The organism is Actinoplanes teichomyceticus ATCC 31121, from assembly GCF_003711105.1.
In the GTDB taxonomy this organism is placed as follows: Bacteria; Actinomycetota; Actinomycetes; order Mycobacteriales; family Micromonosporaceae; genus Actinoplanes; species Actinoplanes teichomyceticus.
This window is the reverse complement of sequence record NZ_CP023865.1, coordinates 807,834-820,314: the sequence shown is the minus strand read 5'-3', so window position 1 is coordinate 820,314 and position 12,481 is coordinate 807,834. Positions and strand designations below refer to the sequence as shown.

Annotated in this window: 14 protein-coding genes and 1 tRNA gene; all 15 read right to left on the bottom strand. The window is 73.2% G+C overall.

Going from position 1 to position 12,481, the window contains the following annotated elements; genetic code table 11:
• Nucleotides 1-178 precede the first annotated feature (178 nt).
• The 15 genes from ACTEI_RS03810 to ACTEI_RS03735 all read right to left on the bottom strand — a co-directional run bounded on the left by ACTEI_RS03810 (nt 179) and on the right by ACTEI_RS03735 (nt 12,479).
• The gene (locus ACTEI_RS03810) at nt 179-484 is read right to left on the bottom strand and encodes a hypothetical protein (RefSeq protein ID WP_187645921.1); all 306 of its coding nucleotides are present in this window, start codon (nt 482-484) and stop codon (nt 179-181) included.
• Between the two features lie 903 nt (nt 485-1,387).
• Entirely contained in the window at nt 1,388-2,239 is an 852-nt protein-coding gene (locus tag ACTEI_RS03805; protein WP_122976367.1) for a Bax inhibitor-1/YccA family protein, read from the bottom strand.
• Between the two features lie 211 nt (nt 2,240-2,450).
• Nucleotides 2,451-2,533, bottom strand: a tRNA-Leu gene (locus ACTEI_RS03800).
• A 55-nt stretch (nt 2,534-2,588) separates the two neighbouring features.
• The gene (locus ACTEI_RS03795; RefSeq protein WP_122976366.1) at nt 2,589-3,944 is read right to left on the bottom strand and encodes an NAD(P)/FAD-dependent oxidoreductase; all 1,356 of its coding nucleotides are present in this window, start codon (nt 3,942-3,944) and stop codon (nt 2,589-2,591) included.
• Between the two features lie 98 nt (nt 3,945-4,042).
• A complete protein-coding gene (locus ACTEI_RS03790; protein ID WP_122976365.1) occupies nt 4,043-4,606 on the bottom strand; it encodes a hypothetical protein in 564 nt (187 codons plus the stop codon).
• Nucleotide 4,607: 1 nt separating this feature from the next.
• Complete coding sequence (locus ACTEI_RS03785) at nt 4,608-5,912, bottom strand: DUF58 domain-containing protein (RefSeq protein WP_122976364.1); 1,305 nt, start codon at nt 5,910-5,912, stop codon at nt 4,608-4,610.
• The gene (locus ACTEI_RS03780; RefSeq protein WP_187645922.1) at nt 5,905-6,903 is read right to left on the bottom strand and encodes an AAA family ATPase; all 999 of its coding nucleotides are present in this window, start codon (nt 6,901-6,903) and stop codon (nt 5,905-5,907) included. The genes ACTEI_RS03785 and ACTEI_RS03780 overlap by 8 nt, the downstream gene beginning before the upstream one ends.
• Nucleotides 6,904-6,916: 13 nt before the next feature.
• Nucleotides 6,917-7,495, bottom strand: a complete 579-nt coding sequence (locus ACTEI_RS03775; protein ID WP_122976363.1) for a hypothetical protein — start codon at nt 7,493-7,495, stop codon at nt 6,917-6,919.
• 49 nt (nt 7,496-7,544) lie between these two features.
• Entirely contained in the window at nt 7,545-8,243 is a 699-nt protein-coding gene (locus ACTEI_RS03770) for a DUF4129 domain-containing protein (protein WP_122976362.1), read from the bottom strand.
• A 51-nt stretch (nt 8,244-8,294) separates the two neighbouring features.
• Nucleotides 8,295-9,047, bottom strand: a complete 753-nt coding sequence (locus ACTEI_RS03765) for a uracil-DNA glycosylase (protein WP_122976361.1) — start codon at nt 9,045-9,047, stop codon at nt 8,295-8,297.
• A 63-nt stretch (nt 9,048-9,110) separates the two neighbouring features.
• Nucleotides 9,111-9,683, bottom strand: coding sequence for an LppU/SCO3897 family protein (locus ACTEI_RS36700; protein ID WP_164465823.1), 573 nt, complete (start codon nt 9,681-9,683; stop codon nt 9,111-9,113).
• 279 nt (nt 9,684-9,962) lie between these two features.
• Nucleotides 9,963-10,892, bottom strand: a complete 930-nt coding sequence (locus ACTEI_RS03750) for a Ppx/GppA phosphatase family protein (RefSeq protein ID WP_122976358.1) — start codon at nt 10,890-10,892, stop codon at nt 9,963-9,965.
• Nucleotides 10,889-11,383: an amino-acid N-acetyltransferase gene (locus ACTEI_RS03745; protein WP_122976357.1), complete on the bottom strand. Its 495-nt coding sequence runs from the start codon at nt 11,381-11,383 to the stop codon at nt 10,889-10,891. The genes ACTEI_RS03750 and ACTEI_RS03745 overlap by 4 nt, the downstream gene beginning before the upstream one ends.
• Nucleotides 11,377-11,883, bottom strand: coding sequence for a DUF501 domain-containing protein (locus tag ACTEI_RS03740; RefSeq protein ID WP_122976356.1), 507 nt, complete (start codon nt 11,881-11,883; stop codon nt 11,377-11,379). Before ACTEI_RS03740 ends, ACTEI_RS03745 begins: the two co-directional genes overlap by 7 nt.
• Entirely contained in the window at nt 11,883-12,479 is a 597-nt protein-coding gene (locus ACTEI_RS03735) for an FtsB family cell division protein (protein ID WP_122981897.1), read from the bottom strand. The genes ACTEI_RS03740 and ACTEI_RS03735 overlap by 1 nt, the downstream gene beginning before the upstream one ends.
• Nucleotides 12,480-12,481 lie beyond the last annotated feature (2 nt).

Genomic DNA, 12,481 nt, shown 5'->3' with positions numbered 1-12,481 from the left:
CCGGGCGGGACAGCCCGTGATGGCGCCGGGGCGCGTCGGTCAAAGTGCCTTGCGCGCGCCTCGTCGACCGAGGTGACGGTCTAAGCACCGCGCGCGCCTCGTCGACGGCGACGGTCAGAGCACCGCGCGCACCTCGCCGACGGCACTCAGAGCACCCTGCGCACCTCGTCGACGGCACTCAGAGCACCCTGCGCACCTCGTCGACCGCGGCGGCGGCCCGGACGAGCAGATCCTCGGACGGCTCGGCGGCCAGGATGTCGTCGGCGACCACCCGCAACTGGTCCGGCAGCACCAGGTCATGCAGGCGCGGGACCTGGTGCACGGTCTGCCCCTCGGCCTCCGCACCGAGCTCGGCGAGGCGCTGCACCAGGCCATACACAAGATCACTCCGGGTCCGGGCTCCGGCAGGCGCCGCCCAGCGGGGCTCCTCCCAGTGCCTGACCTGAGTGAGCAACCGCTGCACCGACACCTCGAACTCGGACACCCGGCGAGCCTACCGCCCCTCCCCCGGCAGCCCGGACGCCCTGAGCTCGATGCCTCTCCCACGGTCCGGATGCCGTGGCGCAGCGGTCCCGACGCTTCGCCCAACGGCTCGGATACCGCCGAACCCGCATGTCTTGTCCAGCGGCCCGGATGCCTTGTGGCCGGATGCCTTGGGCCCGGCCGCCCTGAGCCCGGCCGCCCTGAGCCCGGCCGCCCTGAGCCCGGCTGTCCTGAGCCCGGCTGTCTTGGGCCCGGCTGCCCGACTGCCTCGCCGCTCCGCGGAGACAGCACCTCACCACCTCGGCCTGCTCGGCGGTCCCGGCGCCCGGAGCCGGCGGCACACCGATCCGGGAAGAGGGGCGCGGGATCATGGGTGGGCCGCAGTCGATTCGGGCCGGATCGAGCCGCCGCGACCGTCGATCGGCGCCGGTCGCCTTCGGCCGGCTCAGTCGCCGATGCGGCGCGCCCGGCCGGCTGGCCGTCACCGCTCGCCCGCGCCCCGGACAGGCCGCAACACGCGGCCGCGACAGTGTGCGGCAGAGACACCGCGCACCGGGCCGCCACGGGGCGCATGACCGCGGGCCGGAACCCCCAGGTCGTATCAGGCTTTGGGGTTCATGCCGGAAAGCGAACCGCGTCGATGCCGGGGGCTCTTGTCGCAGAGCGAACCGCTCCCCACGCACGACCTTCATGCCGGAAAGCGAACCGCGGCACGGGGGCACGACACCCGGCCGGCGGCGCGGAAGAGGGCAACAACCCGGCGGCGGGGAGCGCGGGGCCCGGGGGTGGAAAAGGGCGACGCCCGACCGCGGGGTGCGGTCGGGCGTCGGAAGGTTCCGGGGACAACGCCCGGTCCGCGGGGAGGCGGGCCGGGCGTCGCCTCGTGGCGACGGCTGGCGAACCGTCAGTCGTCGCCTTGCAGGAAGCTCAGCAGGCGCAGGATCTCGATGTAGAGCCAGACCAGGCCGACCAGGATGCCGAACGCCGCGGTCCACGAGTACTTCTGCGGCAGACCCTGGCGCACGCCCTCCTCGATCTCGTTGAAGTTGAGGATGAAGCTCAGCGCGGCCACGACGATGCAGACCAGGCTGAAGATGTAGCCCAGCGGGCCGTTGTCACGCAGGCCGGTGTTGACGTCGAACAGCGCCAGCACGAAGTTGATCAGCATGACCATGAAGAGGCCACCCATGATGGCGATCATGCCGCGCTGGAACTTCGGGGTGGCGCGGATGACCCGGGCGCGGTAGAGCGCCGCCATCAGGAAGAAGACGCCGAAGGTGGCGACCACCGCCTGCAGAACGATGCCCTCGAAGCCGAGGATGTTCTGGTAGGCCTTGCTGACCATGCCGACGAAGACGCCCTCGACGACCGCATATCCGACCACGAGGGCCGGGTTGGCGATGCGCATGAACGAGATGACCATGCCGAGCACCAGGCCGACCATCGCGGCGCCGATCCAGGCGGCGACGGTCAGCTGGAGGGGAATGAAATTCCACGCGGCAATCGCGGAGATTGCGGTGATGCCGAGCAGGGTGACCGTCTTGACGACGACATCGTCGATGGTCATCGGCTGCACGGCGGGCGGGGCGGCGGGGTAGCCCTCCGCGGTCGGGTACGGCTGACCGTAGCCCGGCGCGCCGTAACCCGGCTGACCGTAACCCGCGTGCCCGGCCGGCCCGTATGGCCCGTACCCGGCCGTCCGCTCCCGCTCGGCCGCCTGGCCGAGGCGCGAGAGCACCGGGTTAGAAGTCTTCACTGTCTCCAGCCTCCCTTGAGGGTTCGGCACAACAATGCCTGTTGTTCCAGGGTAAGCGCTGCGCGCCCGGACCGCCGCTCTCCCGAGCTGTGAGCAGTCTGAAAATGACAGGTGTCATGGGCGCCAGCCGCCGCGTGATGGTATTTCCCCGGGCACAAACCCCCAAAAGGGCAGCGGCCGCGACGAGTTGTCGCGGCCGCTTCGTTATCTGTGCCCGGGGCGGGTCTCGAACCCGCACGCCTGTTAGGGCAGCCGCTTTTAAGGCGGCCGTGTCTGCCATTCCACCACCCGGGCAGTCCTGCGACCACCGTAGCGGGTGCCGGGCCGGTGGTGGGGAACGGCCTTGCCGTCAGCGCGAGCCGGAGGCCACCTTCTCCTCGGTCTTCGGCGCCACCGGCGGGGTCACCTCGGTGAACTCCTCACGCGGCTCGTGCAGCTGACCCAGCGCCACGGTCTCCCGCTTGAGCAGGAACGCGAGCGTCCAGTCGGCGAGCACCCGGACCTTGCGGTTGAACGACGGGATCCGGCTCACGTGGTACAGCCGGTGCATCAGCCACGCCGGGTAGCCCTTGAGCTTGATGCCGTAGACGTGCGCGACGCCCTTGTTGATGCCGAGACCGGCGACGCTGCCCGCGTACTTGTGCTTGTACTCCGTCGGCGCCCCGCCCAGGATCACCTGGCGGATGTTGTCGGCGAGCACCCGGGCCTGCCGGACCGCGTGCTGGGCGCTCGGCGAGCACCAGCCACCCGGGTTGGTCAGGTCGGGGACCTGGGCGCAGTCACCGGCGGACCAGGCGCCCTCGAGCACCTCGCCCTCCAGCGTGGCGACCTGCAGGGTGGGCAGGCAGTTGACGTGCCCGCGCGGGCCGAGCGGCAGGTCGGTCTGCTGCAGCATCGGGGACGGCTTGACACCGGCGGTCCAGACCAGCGTCTCGGCCCGGAACGAGTCCCCGTCGGAGAGCTCGATCACGCCGTCGACGCAGGACTTGAGGAAGGTGTCCAGGCGCAGGTCCACACCGCGGGAGGCGAGCTGGCGGGCGGCGTAGGCGCCCATCTGCGGGCCGACCTCGGGCAGGATCCGGTTGGTCGCCTCGACCAGGATGAAGTGGACCTCCTTCGGGTCCAGCTCCGGGTAGTACTTCAGGGCGTCGGCGACCACGTCCTGCATCTCGGCGAGCGCCTCGATGCCGGCGAAGCCGCCGCCGACGAAGACGAAGTTCAGCGACGCCTTGCGCACCTCGGGGTCCGGCGTCACGGCGGCGACGTCGAGCCGGTCGAGGATGTGGTTACGCAGGTAGATGGCCTCACCGATGGTCTTGAGGCCGATGCCCATCTCGCGCAGGCCGGGGATCGGCAGGGTCCGCGAGACCGAGCCGGGCGCCACGATGATGTGGTCGTAGGCCATCTCGTACGCCGGGCCGTCGATCGGCTGGATCGTCACGGTCTTGCGAGCGTGCTCGATCTTGCTGACCTCACCGGAGACGATGCGGCACTTCTTCAGCTCACGGCGCAGCGGCACAACAGCGTGGCGCGGCGAGATGCTACCGGCCGCTGCCTCGGGCAGGAACGGCTGATAGGTCATGTGCGGCACGGGGTCGATGACGACGACCTCGGCGTGGTTCCGGTTCAGCTTCTTGGACAGGCGGAGGGCGGCGTAAAGCCCGACGTGACCTGCTCCTACGACGACGATGCGCGGCGGATTCACGCCCCCATTCTCGCGCGCGGACAGCGGTTCATGCGTGGTTCTGTGACCATCGCAACCTTGCAAGTCAAGTGTCGAATGCCACAGAAGGTCCCTGAAATTCAGCTCCGCCTGGTAAGGCGGACCAGGACCAAAGTCACACCCGTCGCCGCAGCCAGACCCACCAGCGTGGCCAGTTGGAAGGCGTCTCCGCCGAGATCTGCGGTGAGCCCCAGAGCCAGCACGATCAGCACCGCCGAGATCAGTACGACCAGCAGCGCCCGGCCCAGCCACAGACCCGGCACGTCGAGGTTGACCACCGCGTCGTACGGCAGGACCGCGGCCAGGGCGGTCAGCGTGTGCCCGAGGTAGAGCGACGCGGCTATCGCGAGCACCCGCCACAGCGCGATCCGGGCGTCGTACCCGGCGGTGTCGAGCAGCCAGCCGGCCACCACGGTCAGCGCGGCGAAGGTGGCGCCCCGGCCCCGCGGGGCGATCGCCGGCCAGACCGCGATCAGCACCAGGATGCCGACGAACTGGCTGGCCAGCAGCTGCGGGGGCCAGGCGACGGCCATGGCGAGCAGGCCGCAGAGCGCGACACCGCAGCGGACCAGCAACGGTACGACGGTGGCCCGCCGGATCACGGTGGGGATCCGGCTGATCCGCCGGAGCAGAGCGGTCAGCACGTCAGCGCCCCCTCGGCGCGGCGGCCATCCGGGCCACGTCGCGCAGTACCAGGTCCAGGCTTCCGGCGCCGGCCCAGGCGACCACCGGCACGCCGTGCTCGCGCAGCCGGCCCAGCACGTTCTCCCGCTCGATGCGCCACAGCCGGGTGGCCAGCGGGCTCCACTGGTTGCGGACCGGCGGCGCGGCGTCCGGCGGCAGGGTGTCCACCGCGACGGTGTACCGGCCGGACTGGGTGAGCTGGGCCAGCATGTCCGCGGCGCGCGGGTCGATCAGCGGGGTCAGCACCACGACCAGCGCGGACGATGAGATGTGCTGCGCGCCCAGGGCCGGCTCGTACTCCTCGTCGACGGGGTCGGCGCGCACGTCGAGCAGCCACTCCAGGACGGTCAGGTACTGCCGGCGGCCGGACGCGGCGCGCAGCCGGCGGGCCGCGGCGCCGTACTCCAGCAGCGACACCCGGTCGCCGCGGTGCAGGTAGTGCTCGGCGATGGCGGCGGCGGCCCGGACGGTGGTGTCCAGTACCGAGGCGCTGCCGCCGACCCCGCCGGAGAGCCCCACCTCGCCGAGCAGGTCGAGCAGGAGCAGCACCTCGGCGTCGCGGTCCGACAGGGTCGCCGCCACGTGCAGGTCACGGGTGCGCAGCGACACCCGCCAGTCGATGCGGCGCAGGCGGTCACCGGGCGCGAACTGGCGTACGCCGGCCAGCTCGCCGCCCTCGCCCAGCCGCCGCGAGCGGTGCGCGCCGACCAGACCGGCCGCGGCCGGCATCGCCTCGGTCGCCTTGAACGGCTCGGTGACCGGGTAGACCCGTACCCCGCGGGCCGGGGTGACCACCGGGCGGCAGGCCAGCAGCCCACCGCACGCGGCGGCCCGGGCGGCGGCCGGCCCGACGTCCTGCCGGCCCCAGCGCAGCGCCTCGCCGGGCAGGTCGATCGCGGCCCAGCCGTCCGACGGCACGGTGATCGCGAACGGCCGGTCGGCGTGCTGCAGGCGCAGCCACGGGGAGGTCTTGGTGCGGACCACGACCAGGTCGTACCCGATCGCCTCGGGGTTGGCCACGGTCAGCCCGGCGCGCACCGCGCCGCCCTCGACCAGGTGCGCCTCGTCCGCCGTGACGGTCACCTCGGGCACCGCCTCGGGCCGGCGGCGCAGGTTCAGCGCCGCCCCGATCGCGAACGGGGCGGCCAGCAGCACCAGGTCGACCCGGCCGAGCGCCACCCCGAGCAGCAGCAGCAGGCCGGTGAGCAGCACCGAGCGGCCGAGCGCCCGGGTCGGCGCCCAGCTGACCGCGGCCGGTTCAGTCATGCGCGTACGTCGGCAGCGCGCCGCTGGCCGGGGCGGGCACCGCGCTGAGCACCTCCTGCACCACGAAGGCCGGGTTCACCTGGCGCAGCCACATCTCCGGGCGCAGCGTGATCCGGTGGGCCAGGGCGGGCACCGCGACGTCCTTGACGTCCTCCGGCACGACGTAGTCCCGGCCGGCCATCGCGGCCCGGGCGCGGGCCAGCAGCAGCAGCGCGAGCGAGCCTCGCGGCGACGAGCCGACCAGCACCGCGCTGTGCTCGCGGGTGGCCGCGGCGAGCGACACGATGTACCGGCCGATCGAGTCCTCGACCGCGACCGACTCCAGCGCGGCCTGCATGACCTGCAGCGTGTGCGCGTCCACCACCGGGGCGAGCTGGGCCTCCTCCTGCCGCCGGGACATCCGCCGGCGCAGCACGTCCCACTCCTCCTCGGCGGTCGGGTACCCGAACGACACCCGCAGCAGGAACCGGTCCAGCTGGGCCTCCGGGAGCGGGTACGTGCCCTCGTACTCGATCGGGTTGGCGGTGGCCAGCACGTGGAACGGCGGGTCCAGGCGGTACGTCACGCCCTCCACCGAGACCTGCTTCTCCTGCATCGCCTCCAGCAGCGCGGACTGGGTCTTCGGCGGGGTCCGGTTGATCTCGTCGGCCAGCAGCATGTTGGTGAAGACCGGCCCGGCCCGGAACGCGAAGTCACCCTTGCGCTGGTCGTACAGGAAGGAGCCGGTGACGTCGGCGGGCAGCAGGTCGGGAGTGAACTGCAACCGCCGGAAGTCCAGCCCCAGGGCCTGGGCGAAGGACCGGGCGGTGAGCGTCTTGCCCAGCCCTGGCAGGTCCTCCAGCAGCACGTGGCCGCCCGCCAGGATGCCGGCCAGCACCAGTTCGAGCGCGTCCCGCTTGCCGACCACCACACTGCCGACGGCGTCGAGGACCGCGCCGGCCAGCCGCCCGACCTCGAACGGGGGAATAGCCTGTACGCCTGTCTGCGTCACCGGCGCACCTTTCTCACAGTCGTTCCATGGCTTGTACGTACGTCTCCAGGTCCCGCGCCTTCAGGCCGCGCCGGCCCGGGTCGGCCAGCACCGCCCAGGCCGGTTCGCCGAGGAGTTCCCGGGCGCGGCGCGGGTCGCTGGCCCGGGTGAGGCCGTGCCGTAACCGCAGCCGCTCGTCGGCGAGTTCGCCGAGCACCGGCAGAACGTTACGCGCATAGGTGTCCGGATCGGAGTGCGCCTTGTCCAGGCTGCGCTCCCAGCGCCGTACCGTGGCACGCAGCGAGTCGACGGCGCGGGCCGCGGCGTCCCCGGCCCCGGCCCGGCCCCGGCGCCGCCGCGGCGGGCGCACCGCGGCGGCCGCGATCGTCACCAGGCGCAGCCCGATCAGCAGCGCGACCACCAGCGGCAGCGGGGCCTGGATCGCCCCGGCCCGCAGCCCGGCCACCACGACCACGGTGGCCGCGGCCACCAGCAGCACGTTGCCGGCCACCCGCAGCACCGGGGAGCGGCGCCGGCGCGGTCGCGGGGCGGACTCGCCGGCCGGGGCCGCGGTCGCCCCGAAGAGCTCGTCCAGCCCTGAGTCGTCGCTCATCCGGCACCCGCCTCTCGCGCTCGCCGCCGGCGCTGTCCGTCACGGCCGCTCATGCCGGCGCCCCCGCCCCGAGGTCGGCGCGCAGGCGTTCCAGGGCGTGCCGGGCCTGCTGGCGCATCCGGTCGTCGACGGTGTGCGTGGCGTACCGGGCCTCCCGGTACACCTCCATCAGGGCGGCCAGCACGGCGGCGTCCACCCGCTGCTCGGCGAGCAGCCGGGCGACCAGGTCGGTGGGGCTGTCGCCGGGATGCCGCGGGGTGCCGGCCTCCGCGGCGGCCTGCTCCAGGCGGACCCAGCAGGCGATCACCGCGCGGCGCGGGTCCCGGTCGGTGTCCGAGAGCTCCTCCAGACCGGCGTCCAGCGCGGCGACCAGATCCTCCGCGGTGCGCCCGGCGCGGCGCGGGTCGCGGCGGCCGGTCCGCCTCCGGCGGCGGCGGGCCGCGTCCCGGATCAGCGCCCAGGTGAGGATCACCACCATCGCGGCCACCAGGACGGCGAGGATGGCCGTGGTCGCGGTGCCGATCCAGTCCGGCAGGCCACGGGCCGCCTCGACCGGCGTCTCGGTGGCCGGCGCGGCGGACGGGCGCCGGGTGGGCGGCAGCAGGGGCGGCGCGGTGGTGGTCGCGGTCGTCCGCGGGGTGACCCGATCCAGCTGCGGCGCCGACCGGGTGGCGGCCACCGAGGTCACGAGGAGCAGCCCGATGACGGCGGCCAGCGGCCACCAGCGGCGCACGATTGCGAGGTCCATGCGGGCGGTTTCAGATCCGTGACTCGAGGAGGGAATCGGACAGGACTCGCATCATGCCAGGCCCGCCAGAACCTTCGCACGGGTGAACACCTCGTCGAGCATGGCGGGGGTGAGCCGGCCGGTGAAGGTGTTCTGCTGGCTGACGTGGAAGCAGCCCAGCACCGCGGGCGCGCCGGGCAGGTGCGCCTCGGCGCCGTGGCCGAACCTCGGGCGCGGGACGGGCGGGCGTACGCCGTACACCGAACGCATCGCCGGCCACCAGGCGGCCCAGGCGAAAGCGCCCAGCGTGACCACCACCCGGGCGCTGGGCGCGATCAGTTCCAGTTCGCGCCGCAGCCACGGCGCGCAGGTGTCGCGTTCCTCGGGCGTGGGCTTGTTGTCCGGCGGCGCGCAGCGCACCGCCGCGAAGATCCGGGTGTGCCGCAGGGCCAGGCCGTCGTCGGCGGCCACGCTCGTCGGCTGGTTCGCCAGGCCGGCCCGGTGCAGGGCGGCGAACAGCACGTCACCGGAGCGGTCCCCGGTGAAGATCCGGCCGGTCCGGTTGCCGCCGTGCGCGGCCGGCGCCAGGCCGAGGATGGCGATCCGGGCGTCGGCCGGGCCCAGCCCGGGCACCGGCCGGCCCCAGTAGTCCTGGTCGCGGAAGGCCGCGCGCTTGACCGTGGCGATCTCGGTGCGCCACGCGACCAGGCGGGGGCAGGCGAAACAGTCCGCGACGCGGGCGTCGAGCGCGCTCAGCGAGGCAGCCTCGGCCGCCTGCGCGACAACCGCTTGCGGGGTACGCGGGGAGGCCTCGGACGGTTGCACCGCACCAGAATGCCACCGGGGGCGGCGCGCCCTGTCGACGCACCGCCCCCGGGTTCCGATCCGTTACTTGGCGGCCTTGACGCAGAGCAGGTACTTGTCGTCGCCCGAGCTGGTCAGGACGGCCGGGTCCTTGTCGGTCTCCTTGAAGTACTGGTCGCACGCGGTGCTGTTCACGTCGTCGGTGCCGTCGACACGGCCGACCACGACGAACTTGGCGTCGGACTTGCCACAGTCGACGATCTCGGCCTCGGTCTCCTTGGCCTTGTCCGACAGGTCCTCGCTGACCGAGATGCAGTCGTTCACCTTGGCGTCCTTGGTGGGGTCCGAGGACAGCGCGCTGGCCAGGCCGAACTTCAGCCCGAAGATGACCAGGGCGGCGACGATGGCACCGACGATGCTGAGCGCCTTCTTGCCGCCGGACTTCTTGGCCGGGGCGGGGGCGGGGAAGCCGGCGGGCGCCCCGGGGGGCGGCGGGAACCCGGCCGCGCCCGGCGCGCCGGGCGGCGGGAAGCCGGGGGCGCCGGCGTTCGGCGGCGGGAAGCCGGGAGCGCCGGCGTTCGGCGGCGGGAACGCCTGTCCGCCGTCAGCGGGCGGAACATTCTGCGCGCCGTGGGGCGGCTCAACCGGGTTGGACATTGATGCTTCCTTTCGCGGACGATCGACGTCCGATCGTTAGGCAGGCGAGGATAACGATCGTCTCGACCATCGCGCGACCCGACTTCACCTGCGGTTATCGACGATTCCGTAAGAGGAGCTGAGACTTCCCTGGGAAAATGACGCAGGGTGGCGCGGCGGCGACAGCGAGGCGGCGAAGTCGGGCCGAAGCGCCGGAAAAGGCCGCCCGTTCGGGCAGCGTTCGATGCCGGTACGGGCCGGTTTCCGGGGGCCGTCACGCCCCGGCCGCGGCCCGTGCCGTCAGCTCCCGGCCAGCCCGAAGGCGATCCCGTCCAGGATGTCGTGCTCGGAGGCGATCACCGAGTCGTGCCCGGATCGCTCCATGATGATCCGCATGATCAGGGCGCCCGCCCCGATCACGTCGGCCCGGCCCGCGTGCATCACCGGCAGCGCCAGCCGCCGCTCGACGGTCATCCCCAGCAGCTCGGCGGTGACCCGGCCGACCGCCTCCCGGCTGATCTCGCTGTGGTGGATGCGCGCCGAGTCGTACACCGGGAGGTCGTGCGCCAGCGCCGCGACCGTGGTCACCGTCCCGGCCAGCCCGACCAGGGTCCGCGCGTCGCGGCCGGACACCGCGGCCAGGGCGGTGTCGACGGCCGCCGTGACGTCCGCCTCCGCCGCGGCCAGCTCCGCCGCCGTCGGCGGGTCGCCGTGCAGGTGCCGCTCGGTCATCCGGACGCAGCCGATGTCCACCGAGATCGCCTGCCGGACGCCGTCCGTGCCGGTGACGAACTCGGTGGAGCCGCCACCCAGGTCGAACACCAGGTACGGCCCCGGGGCGCGCAACCCCCGGACCGCGCCGAGGAAGGACAGGGCGGCCTCCTCCTCACCGGTGATCACCTCGGGCTCGACACCCAGCACGCCGCGCACCATGTCGCGGAAGTCCTGCGCGTTCGAGGCGTCCCGGGAGGCCGAGGTGGCGCACATCCGTACCGCGACCGCCCCGGACTCCTCGATCTCGGTGGCGTAACCGGCCAGCGCGGCCCGGGTCCGGTCGAGCGCCGCGGCGGACAGCATCCCGGTGCGGTCCACACCCTCCCCCAGGCGGACGATCTCCATCCGCCGGGAGACGTCGGTCAGCCGGTCCCCGGCCACGTCGGCGATCAGCAGGCGGATCGCGTTGGTACCGCAGTCGATCGCGGCGACCCGCACGGGTGCGGCGGCGCTCATAGGTGCAGCAGCATTCTCTTGTTCCCCAGGGTGTTCGGCTTGACCCGCTCCAGGTCCAGGAACTCGGCGACGCCCTCGTCGTAGGAGCGCAGCAGCTGCTCGTAGACGGCGTGCGGCACCGGTGCGCCGTCGATCTCGGTGAACCCGAACGAGCCGAAGAACCGGGTCTCGAAGGTCAGGCAGAAGACCCGGCGTACGCCGAGCTCCCGCGCCTGCTCCAGGAGCACGCCGACGATCCGGTGACCGATCCTGCGGCCCCGCCGCTCCGGATGCACCGCGACGGTACGGATCTCCGCCAGGTCCTCCCACATCACGTGCAGGGCCCCGCAGCCGACCACCGTGCCGTCGTCGTCCTCGGCCACCCAGAACTCCTGGACGGACTCGTAGAGGGTGACCGTCGCCTTGCTCAGCAGCCGCCGGTCGGTGGTGTACGTGTCGACCAGCGACCGGATCGCCTTGACGTCCCCGGTCCGGGCGCGCCGGATCAGCATTCGTCCCGCTCGGGCCGCACGCACGGGCCGTCCGCCCACCAGGGCTCCACCGCGTCGCGCACCTCGTCCCCGAACGGGTTCACCCCGCGCCCGGCGGCCAGCGCGTGTCCGAGATGGACGTGCAGGCACTTCACCCGGTCCGGCATCCCGCCGGCCGAGACGTCGTGGATCTCCGGGACGTCGTCGATCGCCCGGCGACGGTCCAGATAGTCCTGATGCGCGGCGGCGTAGCGGGCGGCCAGCTCCGGATCGGTGCTCAGCCGTTGCTGCATGTCGCGCATCACGCCGGCGGACTCCAGCCGGCTGCACGCCGCGGTGGCGTGTGGACAGGTCAGGTAGTACATCGTGGGGAACGGCGTGCCGTCGTCGAGCCGGGGCGCGGTCTCCACCACGTCCGGGTTGCCGCACGGGCAGCGGTGCGCGATCGCCCGGGTGCCGCGGGGCCGGCGGCCGAGCTGGGCCGCCACGATGTCGAGGTCGGCGGGGGTCGGTGCTTCCATCAGTTCGAGGGCTCCGCGTTGGCGGCTCGGACGCTGTGCCACAGCGTGTCGTACCAGCGGTCCGGGGCGGCCGCCGGGGCTTTCTGGTCGGCGTCGCGGGCGGCGCCATCCGGGTCGTTGATCACCAGCAGCGGCGCCTCACCCGGGCGTACGTAATACAGCTCTTTCCGGGCCTGGATCCGGATGTACTCCTTGTCCTTCCACTTCTCCAGCTCCTTCGCCGTCTCGGCGATCTGGGCCCGCTGCTGCGCCTGCGCCCGCTCCATCTGGGCGATCTGCGACTCCTGCTGCAGGTAGACCCGGACCGGATAGGTGTAGGCCAGGGCGAGGACCACGAAGACCGCGAGGAGGATGGTGGCCCGGCTGGTCAGCGCGCGAGGGCGCGGCGCGGCGGTGCGCTTGGCGGCCGGGCCGCCGGACTGCGACGTACGCCGTGAGCCGGCCGGACGAGCCGCGCGCGCCGTGGCGACCCGGACGGTGGGGCGGGCCTCGACCCGCAGCGGGCCGGCGCCCCGGGTGCGTCCGGTGCCGGGGCGGCCGCTCGCGCTCGACCGGCGGGACGGGCCCTGACCGCTCGGCATGCGACGCTGTGTCATCT

Coding starts and splice junctions, on each gene's coding strand:
- ACTEI_RS03740 (WP_122976356.1), bottom strand. CDS start 11,883: ATGGAAGCACCGACCCCCGCCGACCTCGACATCGTGGCGGCCCAGCTC.
- ACTEI_RS03785 (WP_122976364.1), bottom strand. CDS start 5,912: ATGACTGAACCGGCCGCGGTCAGCTGGGCGCCGACCCGGGCGCTCGGC.
- ACTEI_RS03770 (WP_122976362.1), bottom strand. CDS start 8,243: ATGGACCTCGCAATCGTGCGCCGCTGGTGGCCGCTGGCCGCCGTCATC.
- ACTEI_RS03775 (WP_122976363.1), bottom strand. CDS start 7,495: ATGAGCGACGACTCAGGGCTGGACGAGCTCTTCGGGGCGACCGCGGCC.
- ACTEI_RS03750 (WP_122976358.1), bottom strand. CDS start 10,892: ATGAGCGCCGCCGCACCCGTGCGGGTCGCCGCGATCGACTGCGGTACC.
- ACTEI_RS36700 (WP_164465823.1), bottom strand. CDS start 9,683: ATGTCCAACCCGGTTGAGCCGCCCCACGGCGCGCAGAATGTTCCGCCC.
- ACTEI_RS03735 (WP_122981897.1), bottom strand. CDS start 12,479: ATGACACAGCGTCGCATGCCGAGCGGTCAGGGCCCGTCCCGCCGGTCG.
- ACTEI_RS03745 (WP_122976357.1), bottom strand. CDS start 11,383: ATGCTGATCCGGCGCGCCCGGACCGGGGACGTCAAGGCGATCCGGTCG.